18 protein-coding genes are annotated in these 17,889 nt (G+C 71.9%); 9 read left to right on the top strand and 9 right to left on the bottom strand.

From position 1 onward, the window contains the following. Window positions 1-154: 154 nt before the first annotated feature. The gene (locus RR49_RS02455; protein ID WP_045246395.1) at window positions 155-1,522 is read right to left on the bottom strand and encodes a glucose-6-phosphate dehydrogenase; all 1,368 of its coding nucleotides are present in this window, start codon (window positions 1,520-1,522) and stop codon (window positions 155-157) included. A gap of 75 nt (window positions 1,523-1,597) precedes the next feature. On the opposite strand from RR49_RS02455, the gene RR49_RS02450 reads away from it, so the two are divergent. Beyond that, window positions 1,598-3,364, top strand: coding sequence for a glycoside hydrolase family 15 protein (locus tag RR49_RS02450; protein ID WP_045246385.1), 1,767 nt, complete (start codon window positions 1,598-1,600; stop codon window positions 3,362-3,364). Between the two features lie 3 nt (window positions 3,365-3,367). Here the strand turns inward: RR49_RS02450 and RR49_RS02445 are convergent, their stop codons facing one another. The 4 genes from RR49_RS02445 to RR49_RS15590 form a co-directional block, all read right to left on the bottom strand. Beyond that, a complete protein-coding gene (locus RR49_RS02445; protein WP_045246384.1) occupies window positions 3,368-4,492 on the bottom strand; it encodes an ABC transporter permease in 1,125 nt (374 codons plus the stop codon). Beyond that, window positions 4,489-5,373 (bottom strand): ABC transporter ATP-binding protein, encoded by an 885-nt coding sequence (locus RR49_RS02440; RefSeq protein WP_045246381.1) that lies wholly within the window; start codon window positions 5,371-5,373, stop codon window positions 4,489-4,491. The genes RR49_RS02445 and RR49_RS02440 overlap by 4 nt, the downstream gene beginning before the upstream one ends. A gap of 108 nt (window positions 5,374-5,481) precedes the next feature. After that, on the bottom strand, window positions 5,482-6,162 hold the full coding sequence (locus tag RR49_RS15595) for a response regulator (RefSeq protein ID WP_045246394.1): 681 nt from the start codon (window positions 6,160-6,162) through the stop codon (window positions 5,482-5,484). Between the two features lie 35 nt (window positions 6,163-6,197). Next, complete coding sequence (locus RR49_RS15590; RefSeq protein ID WP_045246379.1) at window positions 6,198-7,463, bottom strand: sensor histidine kinase; 1,266 nt, start codon at window positions 7,461-7,463, stop codon at window positions 6,198-6,200. 137 nt (window positions 7,464-7,600) lie between these two features. Here RR49_RS15590 and RR49_RS02425 point away from each other — a divergent pair, with 137 nt between their 5' ends. After that, window positions 7,601-8,041 carry a VOC family protein gene (locus RR49_RS02425; RefSeq protein WP_048809384.1) on the top strand — a complete coding sequence of 147 codons (441 nt, stop codon included), beginning with the start codon at window positions 7,601-7,603 and terminating at the stop codon, window positions 8,039-8,041. Window positions 8,042-8,099: 58 nt separating this feature from the next. Here RR49_RS02425 and RR49_RS02420 read toward each other — a convergent pair whose 3' ends face one another. Continuing rightward, window positions 8,100-8,939: an exodeoxyribonuclease III gene (locus RR49_RS02420; protein ID WP_045246378.1), complete on the bottom strand. Its 840-nt coding sequence runs from the start codon at window positions 8,937-8,939 to the stop codon at window positions 8,100-8,102. A 95-nt stretch (window positions 8,940-9,034) separates the two neighbouring features. On the opposite strand from RR49_RS02420, the gene pyrE reads away from it, so the two are divergent. The 5 genes from pyrE (at window position 9,035) to RR49_RS02395 (ending at window position 13,034) form a co-directional block, all read left to right on the top strand. After that, window positions 9,035-9,613: an orotate phosphoribosyltransferase gene (pyrE, locus tag RR49_RS02415; protein ID WP_045246377.1), complete on the top strand. Its 579-nt coding sequence runs from the start codon at window positions 9,035-9,037 to the stop codon at window positions 9,611-9,613. 17 nt (window positions 9,614-9,630) lie between these two features. Continuing rightward, window positions 9,631-10,536 carry an ROK family protein gene (locus tag RR49_RS02410; RefSeq protein ID WP_045246376.1) on the top strand — a complete coding sequence of 302 codons (906 nt, stop codon included), beginning with the start codon at window positions 9,631-9,633 and terminating at the stop codon, window positions 10,534-10,536. A 237-nt stretch (window positions 10,537-10,773) separates the two neighbouring features. Continuing rightward, entirely contained in the window at window positions 10,774-12,486 is a 1,713-nt protein-coding gene (locus tag RR49_RS02405) for an FAD-dependent oxidoreductase (protein WP_045246375.1), read from the top strand. Further along, on the top strand, window positions 12,479-12,775 hold the full coding sequence (locus RR49_RS02400) for a YgaP family membrane protein (protein WP_045246374.1): 297 nt from the start codon (window positions 12,479-12,481) through the stop codon (window positions 12,773-12,775). Before RR49_RS02405 ends, RR49_RS02400 begins: the two co-directional genes overlap by 8 nt. Next, window positions 12,765-13,034 carry a metal-sensitive transcriptional regulator gene (locus tag RR49_RS02395; protein WP_045246373.1) on the top strand — a complete coding sequence of 90 codons (270 nt, stop codon included), beginning with the start codon at window positions 12,765-12,767 and terminating at the stop codon, window positions 13,032-13,034. The genes RR49_RS02400 and RR49_RS02395 overlap by 11 nt, the downstream gene beginning before the upstream one ends. A 261-nt stretch (window positions 13,035-13,295) precedes the next feature. On the opposite strand, the gene RR49_RS02390 is transcribed toward RR49_RS02395, so the two are convergent. Next, entirely contained in the window at window positions 13,296-14,105 is an 810-nt protein-coding gene (locus RR49_RS02390) for an HAD-IIA family hydrolase (protein WP_045246372.1), read from the bottom strand. 64 nt (window positions 14,106-14,169) lie between these two features. Here RR49_RS02390 and RR49_RS02385 point away from each other — a divergent pair, with 64 nt between their 5' ends. Further along, entirely contained in the window at window positions 14,170-15,129 is a 960-nt protein-coding gene (locus RR49_RS02385) for an SDR family NAD(P)-dependent oxidoreductase (protein WP_045246371.1), read from the top strand. Window positions 15,130-15,183: 54 nt separating this feature from the next. Here RR49_RS02385 and RR49_RS02380 read toward each other — a convergent pair whose 3' ends face one another. Both RR49_RS02380 and RR49_RS02375 read right to left on the bottom strand, forming a co-directional pair. Further along, window positions 15,184-15,843: a metal-dependent transcriptional regulator gene (locus tag RR49_RS02380; protein ID WP_045246370.1), complete on the bottom strand. Its 660-nt coding sequence runs from the start codon at window positions 15,841-15,843 to the stop codon at window positions 15,184-15,186. Between the two features lie 10 nt (window positions 15,844-15,853). Continuing rightward, on the bottom strand, window positions 15,854-17,161 hold the full coding sequence (locus RR49_RS02375) for an Nramp family divalent metal transporter (protein ID WP_045246369.1): 1,308 nt from the start codon (window positions 17,159-17,161) through the stop codon (window positions 15,854-15,856). 71 nt (window positions 17,162-17,232) lie between these two features. On the opposite strand from RR49_RS02375, the gene RR49_RS02370 reads away from it, so the two are divergent. After that, a complete protein-coding gene (locus tag RR49_RS02370; RefSeq protein ID WP_045246368.1) occupies window positions 17,233-17,874 on the top strand; it encodes a TrmH family RNA methyltransferase in 642 nt (213 codons plus the stop codon). Window positions 17,875-17,889 lie beyond the last annotated feature (15 nt).

The raw sequence follows: 17,889 nt of genomic DNA, 5'->3' as shown, positions 1-17,889 counted from the left end.
CTTCCCGCCGAATCAACATCTGCGCGCCCATTCCACTCCGCGCCGGCGTGTGCACGAGGTGGATTCGGCGGCGACGTGTGGATTCGGCGGCAGTGAAGAGACCGCGTGAGAGCGCGCGGGGGCGAGTGAGCGAGCGGATGCCGCGCCGCGGCCGTCAGCCGAGCGGGGGCCACCCGTCGGGGCCGGTCGAGCCTGCGGGGTACTCGTCGAGCGGCACGTCGCCGCGCCGCCAGGCGTCGAGCACGGGCTGCACGATGCGCCAGCACTCCTCGGCGGCGTCGCCGCGCACGGCGAGGGCCGCGTCGCCCGAGAGGATCGACGACAGCACTTCCGCGTAGGCCTTCAGCGCGCCCTCGCCGAGCTCGGCGTGCATCGTGGCGCGGGAGAGCGAGAACGGGTCGGCGGCGCCGTTGACGTTGAGGTCGAGGCAGAACACGTCGGGGCCGAGCGAGAACCGCAGCACGCTGCCCTGTTCCTCGCCGGAGAAGCCGGTCGGCAGGTGGTGCACGGGCTTGAAGCGCAGCACGACCTCGGCGAGCCGGGCCGACATCGCCTTGCCCGAGCGCAGCGTGAACGGCACACCCTCCCAGCGGGCGGTACGCACCTCGAACACGGCCTCCGCGAGCGTCTCGGTGCCCCGCGACGGGTCGACGCCCGGCTCGTCGACGTAGTTCGGCAGCGCCGTGCCGTCGATCGTGCCGGCCGTGTAGCGGGCGCGACGCGAGCTGTGCACGGCGTTGTCGTCCCACACGTGGGTGGCGCGCAGCGCCGCCCCGGTCGCGTCGCGCAGGTCGCGCTCGCCGAGCGTCGCGGGCGGCTCCATGGCGACGAAGGCGAGCACCTGCAGCAGGTGGCTCTGGATCATGTCCTCGAGCGCGCCGGCCTTGTCGTAGTAGCCGGCGCGGCCCTCGAGGCCCAGCGACTCGTCGTAGCGGATGGTGACCGACGCGACGTTCTCCGACGACCACACCGGCTCGAACACGCGGTTCGCGAACCGCACGCCGAGCATGTTGAGCACCATCGACCGGCCGAGGAAGTGGTCGACGCGGAAGATCTGCTGCTCGGGCAGCAGCTGCGCGAGCACGGCGTTCAGCTGCTCGGCGCTGTGCTGGTCGGTGCCGAACGGCTTCTCGAGCGCCAGGATCGTCTCGGCCGGCAGCGTCACGCCGGTGAGCGCGCGGCACGCGGCGGCCGCGACGGCGGGCGGCACGGCGAAGTAGAGCACGGGGCGTTCGCCTGCGTCGGCGAGGAGGGCCGTGAGGTCCTTCGTCGCGGTGATGTCGCACTGCACGTAACGGGTCGCCTTGACGACGGCGGATGCCGCGGCCCCCACGCCCTCGCCGAACGCCGCCTTCACGCGGCTGCGCCACGCGGCATCCGTCTCGGCATCCATGCCGGCGCCGACCAGGCGCACCTTCGTGTCGGGTTCCGCGTCGAGCAGCTGGGCGAGGGCCGGCAGCAGCAGGCGGGAGGTCAGGTCCCCGGTGGCGCCGAGGATGACGAGGGTGCGTTCGTCGGTCACGCTCACACGCTACGCCCTCGACACGCGCGACGACGCGGATGCCGCGGCGACGCCGGTGCGGGGCAGAATCGGGGTGTGTCCGCATCGATCGGGGAATACGCGCTGCTCAGCGACTGCCGCACGGGGGCGCTCGTGTCGCGGCACGGGTCGATCGACTGGTTCTGTCCACCGCGATGGGATGCCCCGTCGGTGTTCGGCGCTCTGCTGGGCACTGAGGAGCACGGCCACTGGACCCTGCGTCCCGTCGACCGCGCGGCGACCGTCACCCGCCGCTACGACGGCGACACCTTCGTGCTCGTCACCCGGTGGGAGACGGCGACGGGTGTCGCCGAGGTGCATGAGTTCATGCCGGTGTGGCCGCACCGCGTCGACATCGTGCGGCGCATCGTCGGCCTGTCGGGCCGGGTGCCGTTCGAGACCGCGCTGCGGCTGCGTTTCGACTATGCCCGGGCGATCCCGTGGGTGCGCCAGCTCGACGGTGCGGTGCCCGAGCTGCACGCGACGGCCGGCCCCGACCGGGTGACCGTGCGGGGCATCCGTCTCGAGGCGCGCGACCACGTGCATCGCGGCACCGTATCGATCGACGCGGGCGGCACGCATGACCTCACGCTGACGTGGTCGCATTCGTTCCGCGACCGTCCCGAGCCGGTCGACGTCGACGCGGCGCTCGTCGCGACCCGCACCGGCTGGCAGGACTGGGCGGACCACATCGCGCACGACGGTCCGTACCGGGCCGAGGTGATCCGCTCGCTGCTCGTGCTGCGCGCCCTCAGCCACGCCGACACCGGCGGCATCGTGGCCGCCGCGACCACGTCGCTGCCGGAGCAGTTCGGCGGCGCCCGCAACTGGGACTACCGCTACGTGTGGCTGCGCGACGCGTCGCTGACGTTGCAGACGCTCGTCGCGCACGGGTTCGTCGAGGCCGCCGACCACTGGCGGCTGTGGCTGCTGCGCGCCATCGCCGGCGACCCCGCGCAGATGCAGATCATGTACGGCATCGCGGGCGAGCGCGACCTCGCCGAGCGCGAGCTCGCGAGTCTCCCGGGCTACAAGGGGGCGGCGCCCGTGCGCATCGGCAACGGCGCCGTCACCCAGTTCCAGGCCGACGTCGTCGGCGAGGTGATGGTCGCGCTGCAGCTGGCCCGGGAGGCGGGCCTCGCCGAGACCGAGTACTCGTGGCCGCTGCAGCTCGCGCTCGTGCGCCGCGCCGAGGTGAGCCTCGACCGGCCCGACAACGGCATCTGGGAGATCCGCGGCGAACCGCGCCGCTTCACCCACTCCCGCGCGATGCTGTGGGCGGCGTTCGATCGGGCGGTGACCGCGGCCGAGAGCACGGGGCTGCGTGGACCCGTCGCGCACTGGCGCCGGCTGCGCGACGACCTGGCCGCGGAGATCGCCGCGCAGGGCGTGGCATCCGACGGTCATTTCACCCAGTACTACGGCACCGACGAGGTGGATGCCTCGCTGCTGATCCTCGCTCAGGTCGGATTCTGCGCGTACGACGATCCGCGCATGGTCGCCACCGTCGCCCGCATCGAACGCGACCTCATGCCCGACGGGTTCGTGCGGCGCTACCGCACCTCGAGCGGGGTCGACGGGCTCGCCGGTGCGGAGAATCCGTTCCTGGCGTGCAGCTTCTGGCTCGTCGAGCAGTACGCCCACACCGGCCGGCGCGCCGACGCGGAGCGTCTCATGGCGGCCGCCGCGGGGGCGGCGAACGATCTGGGACTGCTGTCGGAGGAGTACGACCCCGCGCACGAGCGCCAGGCCGGGAACACCCCGCAGGCGTTCTCCCACCTGGCGCTCGTGCGTGCCGCCGACGCGCTGGCCGCGGCATCCTGAGCTCTATGCGCGGCTGAGCGCCTCGCTCAGCTTCACGCGCGCGCCCATGCGCAGCAGCGTGTTCTGGTAGATGCGCGCCCCGACGAGCACGGCGCCGACGCACGTCGCGATGAGCACGATCAGGGCCACGATCGGCTCCCACACCTGCGCGGTGCCGAGGTAGAGCCGCAGCGGCATCGCGACCGGTGCCGAGAACGGCACGTACGACATGACCGCGAGTACGACGGGGCTGTCGTTGAAGAAGATCACGAGGAAGTAGGGCAGCATCACGAGCATCGTGAGCGGGAAGGTCGTCGACCCGATGTCCTCCTGACGGGACACCATGCTGCCGGCCGCGGCGAACAGCGACGCGAGCAGGATGAAGCCGAACAGGAAGAACACCGCGAACCACACGATCGGGGCGCCGAGGCCGGTGAGCACGGCGTCCTGGCCGGTGATCGAGAGCCCGACGATCGCGATCGCCGCGAGCACGAGGATCTGCGCCATCGCGAGGATCGTGTTGCCGATCACCTTGCCCGCCAGCAGCACCCGCACCGGGATCGCCGAGATCAGCAGCTCGACCACGCGGGTCTGCTTCTCCTCGACGACCGACTGGGCGATCGTGCCGCCGAACGTCGAGGCGGCCATGAGGAAGACGACGCCGAAGCCGATCGCGGCGAAGTAGCGCAGCATCCCGTCGGTCGACGGCGGGTCGAGCAGATGCACCTGCGGGGTCGCGCTCAGCTGCGCGACGAGGCTCTGTGGCACGTCCTGGTCGCCGACGACCGTGTAGGGGAAGGGCGAGGTGGATGCCGCGGCCCCCGGCACGTCCGCAGACGGCACGATCGCGGCCTTCACGTCGCCGTCGCGCACGGCGGCGAGTGCGGCATCCGTCGTGGCGGCGGTGGTGACCTCGAGCCCCGGGAGCCCGGCGACGACGGTCGCCGTCTCGGCGGTCACCGCGACCTTGGTGTCGGAGACGTTCTTCGCCGCGAAACCGCCCCAGATGACACCGCCGAGCGCGATCGCGAAGAGGATCAGGGTCGAGATCACGAACGCCTTGCTGCGCAGACGCGAGCCGATCTCGCGCTCGGCGACGAGCCAGACGCCCTGGGCCGCCGAGGGGGCGGCGGGGTGCAGACGGGTCATTTCACGACCTCCTTGAAGATCTGGGCGAGGGAAGGATGCTGCGCGGTGAACGTCGCCACGTCACCGAGCTCGACCGCGCGGCGCAGCACCCGCTGCGCGGTCTGGTCGTCGTCGACGTCGAACACGGCGTGGCCGCCGGCGAACTCGACGACGGTGACGCCCGGCTCGCCGCGGAGCCACCCGGCATCCGTCGCCGAGACGAGCTCGAACCGGTGCGCCTCGTGCTGCGCTCGCAGCTCGGCGCGAGTGCCGGCCGCGCGGATCGTGCCGCCGGCGATGATCACGAGCTCGTCGCAGAGGCGCTCGACGACGTCGAGCTGGTGCGACGAGAACAGCACCGCGGCGCCGCGCTGCGCCCGCTCGTGCAGCACGCCGGCGACGACGTCGACGGCGAGCGGGTCGAGTCCGGAGAACGGCTCGTCGAGGATCAGCACCTCGGGGTCGTGCACGAGCGCCGCCGCGATCTGGGCCCGCTGCTGGTTGCCGAGCGAGAGCGTCTCGATGTTGTCGCCGAGGCGCTCGCCGAGCCCGAGACGCTCGAGCAGGTCGTTCGCCTGTCGCGCGGCATCCGTCTTGCCGTAGCCGTGCAGGCGGGCGAGATAGGCGATGTGCTCGCCGACCTTCATCTTCGGGTAGAGCCCGCGCTCCTCGGGCATGTAGCCGAAGCGGCGTCGGTCGTCGCGGCTCACCGGGACGCCGTCGAGCAGCACGGTGCCGCCGTCGGCGGCGAGCACGCCCAGCGCGATGCGCATCGTGGTGGTCTTGCCGGCGCCGTTGCCGCCGACGAAGCCGGTGAGCGCGCCGCCGGTCACGCGGAAGCCGACGCCGTCGAGCACCCGGCGTCCGCCGTAGCTCTTGGTCACACCCTGCAGTTCGAGCATGGATCCTCCTCGGGGGTCGTCTCGAACCTACGGATGCCGCAGCCCCCGCGCCTCCCCCCACGGGTGGATCGTGTGGGCGTGCCCCTCCGCCGCGCGGCGGGCGGGCCCTCAGACGAGCCCGCGCCGGTACGCGAGCACGATCGCCTGCACCCGGTCGCGGGCGCCGAGAGCGCGCAGCACGTTCGACACGTGCGTCTTCACCGTCGCCTCCCCGATGTAGAGCCGCGCGGCGATCTCGGCGTTCGAGAGCGCGTCGGTCATCAGCCGCAGCACCTCGCGCTCACGGTCGGTGAGCGCGGGTTCGAGGCGGGCGTCATCGGTCGCCGCCGGTTCGGCGTCGGCGACCGTGTCGGCCGCGCCGGTCGGGCGGGCAGCGGTGACCGGCGGGTGACCGGCGGATGCCGCGGCGAACCGCTCGATCACGCGACGGGTGACCTCGGGCGCGAGCAGGGCGTCGCCGGCCGCGACCGCCCGCACTGCGCGCACGATCTCCTCGGGGCCGGCGTTCTTCAGCAGGAAGCCGCTGGCTCCGGCATCGAGCGCCTGGAACAAGTAGTCGTCGCGGTCGAACGTCGTGACCACCAGCACGCGTGCCTCGACGACGGGGTCCGCCGTCAGCAGGCGGGTCGCTTCGAGGCCGTCCATGTCGGGCATCTGCACGTCCATGCACACGACGTCGGGGCGCGTCTCACGCACCACCTCGAGCGCGCGGCGTCCGGTGGGCGCCTCCCCGACGACCTCGATCCCGGTTTGCGCGTCGAGGATCGCCCGGAACCCGGCCCGCATCATCGCGTGGTCATCGACCAGCACCACTCGTACCGCGCTCACGAGGTCTGCTCCACCCGGGCCAGCGGCACCCGCGCCCGCACGATGAAGCCGCCGCCGGTGCGGGGGATGAGCTCCAGGGTTCCGCCCGACACCGTCACGCGCTCGCGCATGCCGACCATCCCGAGGCCGGGGGTGACGGATGCCGCCACCCGCCCGGTGTTCGCGACCTCCAGCTCGACCGCGTCGGCCTCGAAGCGCAGACGCACGTCGGCGGTCGCGTCGTGGCCGCCGTGACGGCGCGCGTTGGTGAGCGCCTCCTGGGCGATGCGCACGAGGTTCACCTGCACGAGATCGGGCACCTCGCACGGTGCGCCGACCGTCGTGAGGGTCGTCGGGAGGCCGGCGGCCGCGGCATCCGTCACCAGCGTCTCGATCGCGTCGAGCGACAGCGACGGCTGGGGTGCGGCATCCGCGTCGGGAGAGGTACGCAGCGTCTCGAGCAGCTGACGCAGCTCGGTGAGAGCAGAGCGGGCCGACCCCTCGACCTGCGTCAGGGAGGTGGTCGCGAGCGCCGGGTCGGAGGCCATCACTGTGCGCGCGACCCCCGCCTGCACGCCCATGAGCGACACGTGGTGGGCGACGACATCGTGCAGCTCGCGGGCGATGCGCACCCGCTCGAGTGCGACCGCCTGCGAGGCCGTCACCTCGCGTTCGCGTTCGAGCTCGGCGGTGCGCTCCTCGAGCGCCCGGCGCTGCACCCCGGCGGTCCACGCCCTGTCGCCGAAGCCCCACGCGGCGCCGAAGTAGAGCACGTTGATCAGCACGCTCAGCAGCACCTGGGCGATCGCCGGCGACAGTGCGACGCCGTGGGGCACGTCGGCCGAGGTCGCGGTCGTCGCGGCCTCGAACATCGACACCACGAGCCATGCGAACATCGCGACGACGATCGCCGCACGCACGAGGTTCGCGCGGCGGCGGTTGGGCGTCCACGCGCCGATCGAGTAGAACGCGAGGAACACCGCGATGTTGCCGACGAGCACCTCGGGGATGTGGGCGGTCACCGCCACGAAGTACGCGGCCGACACGATCGCCGTCACGATCCCCGGCCACCGGCGTCGCAGGGCGAGGGGCGCCGCCAGCACCGCGGCGTAGGCGATGCCCACCGCGAGCGGCGCCTGCGCCGCACCCCACAGACCGCCGATCGCCGACAGCGCCACGCTCACGAGCGCGAGCACGAAGACCCCGGCGGCGATCACCAGATCGACGCGCTGCTCACGCCGGCCGAGCGGTAGCGGGCGCAGCGGCGGGGGAAGGGGGGACATCCCTCCAACCTATGGGCGGGCGATGCGCCGCGGCATCCCCCCTGCGGAGGAGAGGAGCGCGCGCACTTGACACGGCGCCGACGCGGACCGAGGCTCTTCCTGCGCGCAGCCCGCGCGCCCGAGGCCGAGGAGTGGCCATGTCCGTTCCGCAGATGGTGTTCGTCAACGTCACCACCGAAGACCTCACCCGCAGCATCGCGTTCTATGAGGCGCTCGGCTGCCAGATCAACCCGCTGTTCACGGACGAGAACGCGGCGTGTGTGGTGTGGAGCGACACCGTGTTCTTCATGGTGCTGCGCCGCGACTTCTTCGCGACCTTCACCGACAAGCCCCTCGCCGACCCCCGCACCCACGCCCAGAGCCTCATCGCGCTCACCCGCGACTCGCGCGAGCACGTCGATGCGACGCTCACGAAGGGTCTGGATGCCGGCGGCGTCGAGCCGCGCCCGGCTCAGGACCTCGGCTTCATGTACTCGCGCGACCTCGAGGACCCGGATGGCAACATCCTGTCGTTCCTGTGGATGGATCCGGCGGCCGCGGCCCATGGTCCCGAGGCGTACACCGCCGAACAGGGCTGATCGCGGCGGTTACCGCGCGCGAGCGGATCGTCGATCCCGGGCGCGCGCGGGGCGCGGGTCAGAAGATCATCGGGCGGTCGTCGTCATCGGGACCCTCGAGATCGAGGTCGACGACGACGGGCACGTGATCGCTCGGGATCTCCCCCTTGCGTTCGTCGCGCGCGATCGAGGCTCCCGCGACCGCGTCGGCGAACGCGTGCGAACCGAGCACGAAGTCGATGCGCAGGCCCTCGTTGCGGGGGAAGCGCAGCTGCTTGTAGTCCCAGTAGGTGTAGCCGGTCGGCACGAGCGGCCGCACGACGTCGCTGAGCCCCGCATCGAGGAGCGCCTGGAACGCCTCTCGCTCGGGCGGGGACACGTGCGTCGTCACGCCCTCGACGACGGTCGGGTCGCCGTTGTCGGCGTCGAGGGGCGCGATGTTGAAGTCTCCGACGAGCGCGAGAGGCAGGTCGGGGTCGGCGCCGAGCGCCCCGCGCGTGTAGCCCTGCAGCGCGGCGAGCCACTCGAGCTTGTAGCGGTAGTGCGGGTCGTCGAGCCCACGGCCGTTGGGAACGTACAGGCTCCACACCCGCACGCCGTCGATCGTCGCGCCGAGCGCACGGGCCTCCTGCGGGGCATCCGGCCCGTCGTAGCCCTTCTGGAAGCCCGGCATGCCGTCGAAGGCGAACGAGACGTCCTCGATGGGCTCACGGCTCGCGATCGCGACGCCGTTCCACTGGTTGTGCCCGTGCGCGACGACCTGGTAGCCCGCCGCCTCGAACTCGGCGTAGGGGAACTGCTCGGGCTTGCACTTGATCTCCTGCATGGCGAGCACGTCGATGTTCTCTCGCACGCAGAACTCGACGGTGCGCACGACCCGTGCGCGGATGGAGTTGACGTTCCAGGTCGCAAGCCGCATGGCCCCAGCCTAGGGCGCACCCCCGACGCCGAGTCCGGGTCGTGGCGGGTCCGGCGTGACGGGCGGATGCCGCGCCCCGCCCTACACTCGGAGGCGTGACCGCTGCCTCCACGCCCGAGCTCGAATCCGACCGTCAGGCGCTCATCGCGCTCATCAAGGACGAGGCCGTGTTCCACGGCGACTTCATCCTCTCCAGCGGCAAGCGGGCGACGTACTACGTCGACATGCGCAAGCTCACGCTCGACCATCGGGCCGCCCCCGCGATCGGTCGCATCATGCTCGACCTCATTCGCGACGTCGACGGCATCGTCGCCGTCGGCGGGCTCACCCTCGGTGCCGACCCGATCGCCAATGCCGTGCTGCACGAGTCGGTGCACGCCGGTCGCCCGCTCGACGCCTTCGTCGTGCGCAAGGAGCCCAAGGACCACGGCCGCGGCCGTCAGATCGAGGGAGCGGATGTCGCGGGCAAGCGCGTCGTCGTGCTCGAGGACACCTCGACCACCGGCCAGTCCGCCCTGAAGGCGGTCGAGGCGCTGCGCCGCGAAGGCGCCGAGCCGGTCGCGGTCGCGGTGATCGTCGACCGTCGCACGGGCGCCCAGGCGGCGATCGAGGCCGAGGGCCTGCAGTGGCTCGCGGCGATCGACCTCGACGACCTCGGTCTCGACCCCCAGTAGCCCGGGGAGTACCCCGCATGAGCACCGTCGCTCTCGCCGTCGACCTCGGCGGCACGAAGATCGAAGCCGCGCTGGTCGAGGCATCCGGTCTCGTGCGCGCCGTCGGCCGCACCCGGCGACCTACCGGGCCTGACACCGATCCGGCCCGATTGGATGCCGCGGCCGCCGCGGTCGTGAGCGCCGCCGTCGCCGCGCTCGGCCCCGACGACGAGCTCGTGGGCGTCGGCATCGGCGCGGCCGGCCCGATCGATGCGGTGCGCGAGACGATCGACCCGGTGAACATGCCCGGCGTACACGGGTTCGCGCTCGCCGATGCGGTGCGGCGCGTGGTCGGCCGCGACGTGCCGGTGCGACTGCGCCACGACGGCGGCTGCATCGCGCTCGCCGAGAACTGGATCGGCGCGACCGCCGGAACCCGCGCGTCGATGTCAATCGTGGTCTCGACGGGCGTCGGCGGTGGACTCGTCGTCGACGGCGCGCTCGTCGGCGGCGGCACCGGCAACGCCGGCCACATCGGGCAGGTGTCGGCTCCCGCCGGGTTCGAGGGATTCGGCCCGACCCTCGAGCACGTGGCATCCGGCCCCTCGAGCGTGCGCTGGGCGCAGGCCCAGGGGTGGGGCGGCGAGCGTGGTGAGGACCTCGCCCGCGACGCCGCCGCGGGCGACCCGGTCGCGCGCGCCGCGATCGAGCGCTCGGCACGGGCGGTGGGCATCGTGCTCGCCGACGCCGCGACCCTCATCGACCTCGAGGCCGTCGCGATCGGCGGGGGCTTCTCGACCGTCACGCCCGACTACATCGACCTCGTGCAGGCCTCGCTGCGCGAGAGCGCGGCTCTGCCGTTCTCGCGGGCGACGCGGGTCGTGCCGAGCGGACTCGCCGGCGACGGCCCGCTGATCGGCGCCGCCGCCCTCGTGCTGCGCTGAGGCGAGGCATCCGCTCTCGGTGACGACGGGCGGATCGCTCTTGGATCGATGGATACCCCCACCCGTATTTGACCCAAGTACCCCTGGGGGTATAGCTTCGCTCCGTCGAGAGGAATGCCATGTGCAGTCGAATCACCTGCCCTGAATGCGGCAAAGCCACCTGGACGGGGTGTGGCCAGCACGTCGAGGACGCCCTGCGCGGCGTGGACCCGTCGGAGCGCTGCCCGGGGCACCCCGATGCGTGAGAGCGGAGCACCTCATCGCCTGGTCATCGTGGGGGGCGTTGCCGGAGGCATGAGCGCAGCGGCTCGCGCCCGCCGACTGGACGAGCGCGCGGAGATCGTCGTGCTCGAGCGTGGGGCCCATGTCTCCTTCGCCAACTGCGGATTGCCCTACTTCGTGGGAGGAGAGATCGCCGACGAGAGCTCGCTCCTCGTGCAGACACCGAGCTCGCTGCGGGCCGCGCTCGCACTAGATGTGCGCACCGGACATGACGTGCTCGGTCTCGACATCACACGTCGCGTCGTCAGCGTTCGCACGATCGACGGCGACTATGAGATCGCCTACGACGACCTGATCCTCGCCCCGGGCGCTCGGTCGGTGCGCCCCCCGATCCCCGGTCTCGACTCCCCGCGAGTACGCACGCTCCGATCCGTCGACGATGCAACGTCGCTGCGTCGCACCGTCGACCGCGGCATCCGCCGCGCAGTCGTGCTCGGTGCCGGTTTCATCGGGATCGAGGCCGCGGAAGTCCTCGCTCGTCGCGGCCTCGCGGTCAGCCTGGTGGACGTCGCCTCCCACCCCCTCCCGCCGCTCGAGCGAGAGCTCGCGGCTGTGGTCACTGCCGAGCTTCGTGCCCTGGGCGTCGATCTGCACCTCGGCGTCGCAGCCGACGCCATCGAGCAACACGATGAGGAGGACGTCGTCATCCTCAGCGACGGAGCCAGACTCGCCGCTGATCTCGTCGTTCTCTCTGTCGGCGTGCGGCCGGACACCGAAGTGTTCGAGGCGGCAGGCGTGGGCTGCGAGCGCGGAGCGATCATCGTCGACGGGCACGGTCGAACGACAGTCCCGAACGTCTGGGCCGTCGGTGACGCTGTGCTCAGTGTCGACGGGGTGACCGGCGCACGGCGGCCGATCGCCCTCGCCGGCCCCGCCAATCGCGCCGGACGCCTCGTCGCCGACGCCATCTTCCGGCCCGAGCACGCCCGCATGCTGCCGGCGCCGACGGGCACGGCGATCGTTCGCGTCGGCGACCAGGTCGCCGCGCTGACCGGGGCGAACCGACAGGCGCTCGACGCGGCTGAGGTCGACTACGTCACCCTGCACCTCCACCCGAACCAGCACGCCGGATACTTCCCCGGCGCCACACAGGTGCACCTCGTCGTGCACGCGGCGACATCGAACGGTCGTCTTCTGGGGGCCCAAGCCGTAGGACGGGACGGCGTCGATAAGCGGATCGACGTGCTTGCGACAGCGATTCGCGCCGGGCTCTCGGTCGAGGACCTCATCGACCTCGACCTCGCATACTCGCCGCCGTTCGGGCAGGCGAAGGACCCCGTCAACCTCACCGGGATGCTGGGTGAGAACGTGCGCACCGGTGCACTGCGCCTCTGGTACGCCGACGAGCTCGCCGCGGTACTCGACCGGGCGCTTCTCCTGGACGTCCGCACGGCGGCAGAGGTCGCCGCAGGCGCAGTACGTGGCGCGATGCACATCCCGCACACCGAGCTGCGGGGGCGCATCGAGGAGGTTCGGTCGGCCGCGGGCGGCCGTCCGATCCGCGTGATGTGCCAATCCGGGGTGCGTTCGGCGATTGCTCATCGGGTCCTCGCGCAAGAGGGGTTCGACTCGGCATCGCTTTCGGGCGGAATGCTCACCCTCCGTGCATGGTGGGGCGGCGAGGCCAGCGAGATCCTCGAGCGGCCCGAGGCGATGCAGCATGCGTGACCGGATGCCGCGGCTCCCGGTCTGCGCCGCGCCGCCCGGCGAGCGCGCTGTGTACACCGCAGGTGCCGTCGTCCTCCTGTCGGCCGCTGCCGGCCTGTCGGACCAGCCCTGGGCGGCGATTCCGGCCGCAACCGGCGGGCTGCTGCTCGCCTTCTCCGCCATCACCGGTCGCTGCGTCGACTCCCCGATCTCGCGCCGACGCCGGCGTTCCGACGAAGCCGGGCGCGAGTCGAATCCGGCGGCGGCGCCGTCGACCGATCACCCCCGAGAGGATGTCCATGAAGACTGACGACCCCGAAGCGCAGAAGCGCATCCTGCACCGCCTGCGTCGCGCGCGAGGACAACTCGATGCGGTGATCGCCGCAGTGGAGCAGGACAAGCCGTGCCGTGACATCGTCACCCAGCTCGCCGCCGTCTCGAGCGCGCTCGACCGTGCGGGATTCGCGATCGTCTCGACGGCGATGAAGGAGTGCCTCGCCGATCCCGAGAGCGCCGAGCCGGGGCTGAGCACCGACGAACTCGAGAAGCTCTTCCTGATGCTCGCCTGACGGGCTCGGCGAACAGCACCACACCCACGAACACCTACGGAGAGCATCATGTGCACGACCGTCACCTGCCGCACCTGCGGCAAAACCACCTGGCGAGGCTGCGGGCAGCACGTCGACCAGGTCATGCGGGGCATTCCCCAGTCCCAGCGATGCCAGGGACACGAGAAGACGAGTCTGTTCTCGCGGCTCTTCGCGCGCTGACCCTCGTGCTGCGCTGAGGCGAGGCATCCGCTCTCGGTGACGACGGGCGGATGCCGCGGCTCAGTCGACCTCGGGCAGGTCCGACTCGACGGGGGCGCGCTGGATGAGGTCGGCGACCGAGGTGAGGACCTCGTCAGGACGGAACGGGAACCGCTCGATCTCGGCGGGGTCGCTGATGCCGGTCATGACGAGCACCGTGTGCAGTCCCGCCTCGATGCCGGCGACCACGTCGGTGTCCATGCGGTCGCCGATCATGCCGGTCGACTCGGAGTGGGCGCCGATGCGGTTGAGCGCCGAGCGGAACATCATCGGATTCGGCTTGCCGACGACGTACGGCTCGCGGCCGGTCGCCTTCGTGATGAGGGCGGTGATCGCGCCGGTCGCGGGCAGGATGCCGTCGACCGACGGGCCGGTCGCGTCGGGGTTCGTGGCGATGAAGCGGGCACCCGCGGCGATGTAGCGGATCGCCTTCGTGATCGCCTCGAACGAGTAGTTGCGGGTCTCGCCGACCACGACGTAGTCGGGCATCGTCTCGGTGAGGATGAAGCCCGCCTCGTGCAGCGCCGTGGTGAGGCCGGCCTCGCCGATCACGAAGGCCGATCCGCCCGGCGCCTGCGCCTTCAGGAAGTCGGCGGTCGCGAGCGCCGACGTCCAGATCGCGGTCTCGGGCACGATGAGCCCCGATGCCCGCAGGCGGGCACTCAGGTCGCGCGGCGTGAAGATCGAGTTGTTCGTCAGCACGAGGAACGGCGTGCCCGTGTCGGTCCACTGGGCGAGCAGTTCGGCGGCTCCGGGGATCGCCTGGTTCTCATGCACGAGAACCCCGTCCATGTCGGTCAGCCAGCACTCGACGTCGGCACGTGTACGCATGTGTTCAGCCTAGGGTGCGGCATCCGTCATCGCCGTGAAACGGCCCGGGCGTAAGGTCGTAGCCGTGAGCGCGAGAGCGGCCGAGTGGAACCCCCTGCACCTGCCCGATCTGCGCGGGCGCAGCTATCTCGTGACGGGTGCCAACGCCGGGCTCGGCTACTTCTCGTGCGAGCAGCTCGTGCGCGGCGGCGCCCACGTCATCATGACCGGCCGTAACCCGCACCGGCTGTCGGCGGCGAAGGCTGCCGTGCTCGGTCGCACGGCGGATGCCCCGCATCGCGGCACGATCGAGACGCTGCTGCTCGACACCTCCAATCTGGGCTCGGTGCGTGCGGCCGCCGCGACCGTGCGGCATCGCGGGCGCCTGCACGGATTGCTGCTCAACGCCGGCATGGTGCACCCGCCGCGACACCGGCAGACGACCTTCGACGGCAACGAGCTGGTGTTCGCGACGAACGCGCTCGGCCATTTCGCGCTCGCCGGCGCCCTGCTGCGCACGCTCGCGGCCGCGCGCGGCCGGATGGTGTGGCTCGGCAGCATGTCGACCTCGCTCGGGCGCATCGATCCCGTCGACCCGCAGCTCGCCTCGGGCTACTCCGGCTGGCGCGCCTACGTGCAGTCGAAGATCGCCACCACCGCGCTCGGCCTCGAGGCCGATCGTCGCCTGCGCGCCGAGCGCGTGCCGGTCGCGAGCGTCATCGCCCACCCGGGCTATTCGGTCAGCGGGCGCACCGCCGGCATCCAGGGCGTCAATGAGCCGAGTCGCCTGGGCCGGTTCGTCGACAACCTCCAATCGCCCCTCACCCAGTCGAAGGAGCACGGCGCCTGGCCGCTCGTGCGTGCGCTCGTCGATCCCGACGTCGTCGGCGGGCAGTTCTGGGGACCGGCGCGGGTGACGAGCGGACCGCCGCGGCTCGCAGCTCCCGCCAAGGTCACCCAGGATCCGGCCGTCGCGGAGCGGTACTGGGTGACGTGCGAGAACGCGACGCGTCTGCGCTGGCCGTTCGAGGCCGCGCGCCGCTGAGGGCGCCCGGTCGCGGCGGTGCGATGTCGGTGCGGGCCGCCGTGCGGCGCGGCGCTAGGCGCTGAGCCAGACCGCCGTCGCCGCGCCGTCGGGAAGCGCCGCCGCGGCTCCGTCGAGCGTCACCACCGGGCTCGCGCCCGCGGTCACGACCGTGACGGTGTGCCCCACATCGACCCCCGCCTGCTCGAGGGCGCGCAGCAGCGCCGGGTCGTAGTCGCTCACGCGCAGCACCCGTCCGCGATGCCCGGTCTCGGCCTCGGCGAGCAGCACGAACGGCTCGCGCTCCACCTCGCCGTCGGCATCGGGGATCGCGTCGCCGTGCGGATCGAACCGGGGCCTCCCGAGCCGGGCGTCGATGCGTTCGAGCAGCCGGTCGCTCAGCGAGTGCTCGAGCACCTCGGCCTCGTCGTGCACCTCGTCCCAGCTGTAGCCGAACTCCTGCACGAGCCACGTCTCGATGAGACGGTGGCGGCGCACCATCTGCGCGGCGCGGCGCAGTCCGCCGTTGGTCAGCTCGATCGGGCCGTACGGGCGGTGCCGCACGAGACCCGCGGCGGCGAGCTTCTGCACCATCTCGGTCACGCTCGACGGGGCGAGGCCGAGCACGGTCGCCAGCTGCGAGGGAGTGATGCGGTCCGGCTGCCACTCGGTGTGCTGGTAGATCGTCTTCAGGTAGTCGTCGACGGCCGGACTCGACGAGGACGCGGGGGACACGGCATCCAGGTTATCCGGCGCCCGTCGCGACCAGCACGAGCAGCACGGCGTTCAACGCCACCAGAAGGACGGATGCCGCGGCCCCCAGCGCGATCGTCACTCCCCGGTTGCGGTGGGTGCCGAGCACAGACCGGCGGGAGGTCAGCCACACGAGCGGGACGATCGCGAACGGGATGCCGAATGACAGCACGACCTGACTGAGCACGAGCGCCCAGGTCGGGTCGACACCCGCCCCGAGGATCGCGAGCGCCGGAACGAGGGTGACGATGCGGCGGGCGACGAGCGGCACCCGCACGCGCAGGAGGCCGTGCATGATCTCCGAGCCCGCATACGCTCCGACCGACGTGCTGGCGAGGCCGCTGGCGAGGAGCCCGACCGCGAAGAGCACCGCGATGATCGGGCCGAGGCTGTCGCGGATCGCCGCGTACGCGCCCTCCAGGGTGTCGGTTCCGGCCGCGCCCGGAAGGGTGACGGCCGCGATCAGCAGCATCACGAGGTTGACCGACCCGGCCACGATCATCGCGATAGAGACGTCCCAGCGCGTGGCGACGAGGATGCGGCGGGTGGCGGCATCCGTCAGCGTCGACGCCCGGCGCGGGAGCGACGTCGTCGGCGTGCCGTGGAAGCGGTCGCGGGTGAGCGCCGAGTGCGCGTAGATCGCATGCGGCATGACCGTCGCCCCGAGGATCGACGCGGCCAGCAGCACCGAGTCGGTGCCCTGGAAGCGCGGCACGAGCCCGCCGAGCACCCCGGCCGCGTCGGGCGGGGCGATGAGCACGCCCGCTGAGAAGCCCACCACGATGACGACGAGGAACGCGGCGATCGTCAGCTCGAACCGTCGGGCGCCGCCGCGGCTGTGCACGATGAGCACGCCGAGGGAGATCGCGCCGGTGATGGCCCCGCCGAGAACGAGCGGAAGGCCGAACAGCAGATGCAGCGCCACCGCGCCGCCGATGACCTCGGCGACGTCGGTGGCCATGGCGACGACCTCGGCCTGCAGCCAGTAGGCGCGTCGTCCCCACGGCGAGCGGATGCGGCTGCCGAGCACCTCGGGCAGGCTCGCGCCGGTGACGACGCCGAGCTTCGCCGACAGATACTGCACGAGCCAGGCGGTGAGGTTCGCCGCGACGATGACCCACACGAGCAGATAGCCGTAGGCGGCACCGGCCGACATGTTGCTCGCGACGTTGCCCGGGTCGAGGTAAGCGACCCCCGCGACGAGCGCCGGGCCGAGCAGCAGCACGAGCCGCGGCTGCGCGGTGCGCGCCGGCACCCGGTCGAGGGCGACCTCGGCCGTGCTGCGCGTAGTTTTCGGCATGCCGAAACCTTACCCATTTTTCGGCATGCCGAAAACCCTCGGCGCCCCGGGCGACGACTACCGTGAAAGCCGTGACCGACAGCCCCGCCGACCCTGACGAGCCTGAACTCGCGCACGGCGTCGGTCCCTGGCCGGGAGGCGGCGCCGCCTGGCCCGACGACGACCGTTACGACCCCGATCTGCTCGCCGACGGCGACCGCCGCAACGTCATCGACCGCTACCGGTACTGGCGCATGGCGGCGATCGTCGCAGACCTCGATGAGAGGCGGCATCCGTTCCATGTCGCCATCGAGAACTGGCAGCACGACCTCAACATCGGCTCCATCGTGCGCAGCGCCAACGCGTTCCTCGCCGACACCGTGCACATCATCGGGCGCCGGCGGTGGAACCGCCGCGGCGCCATGGTCACCGACCGCTACCAGCACGTCGTGCACCACGACGACATCGCCGCCTTCACCGCCTGGGCCGCCGCCGCGCAGCTGCCGGTCATCGCGATCGACAATGTCGACGGGTCGGTGCCCGTCGACCGGGCCGACCTTCCCGAGCGCTGCGTGCTGCTGTTCGGACAGGAAGGGCCGGGGCTCTCGCCCGAGGCGCTCGCCGCGGCATCCGCAACGGTCGAGATCACCCAGTACGGGTCGACCCGCTCGATCAACGCCGGGGCCGCCGCCGCGATCATCATGTACGAGTGGTGCCGGCGTCACGCCGGCTGAGGGATGCCGCGGAAT

Source organism: Microbacterium ginsengisoli, assembly GCF_000956535.1.
Lineage (GTDB): Bacteria > Actinomycetota > Actinomycetes > Actinomycetales > Microbacteriaceae > Microbacterium > Microbacterium ginsengisoli.
Note: the sequence above shows the minus strand (reverse complement) of the source record. Positions and strands in the feature narration are given on the sequence as shown.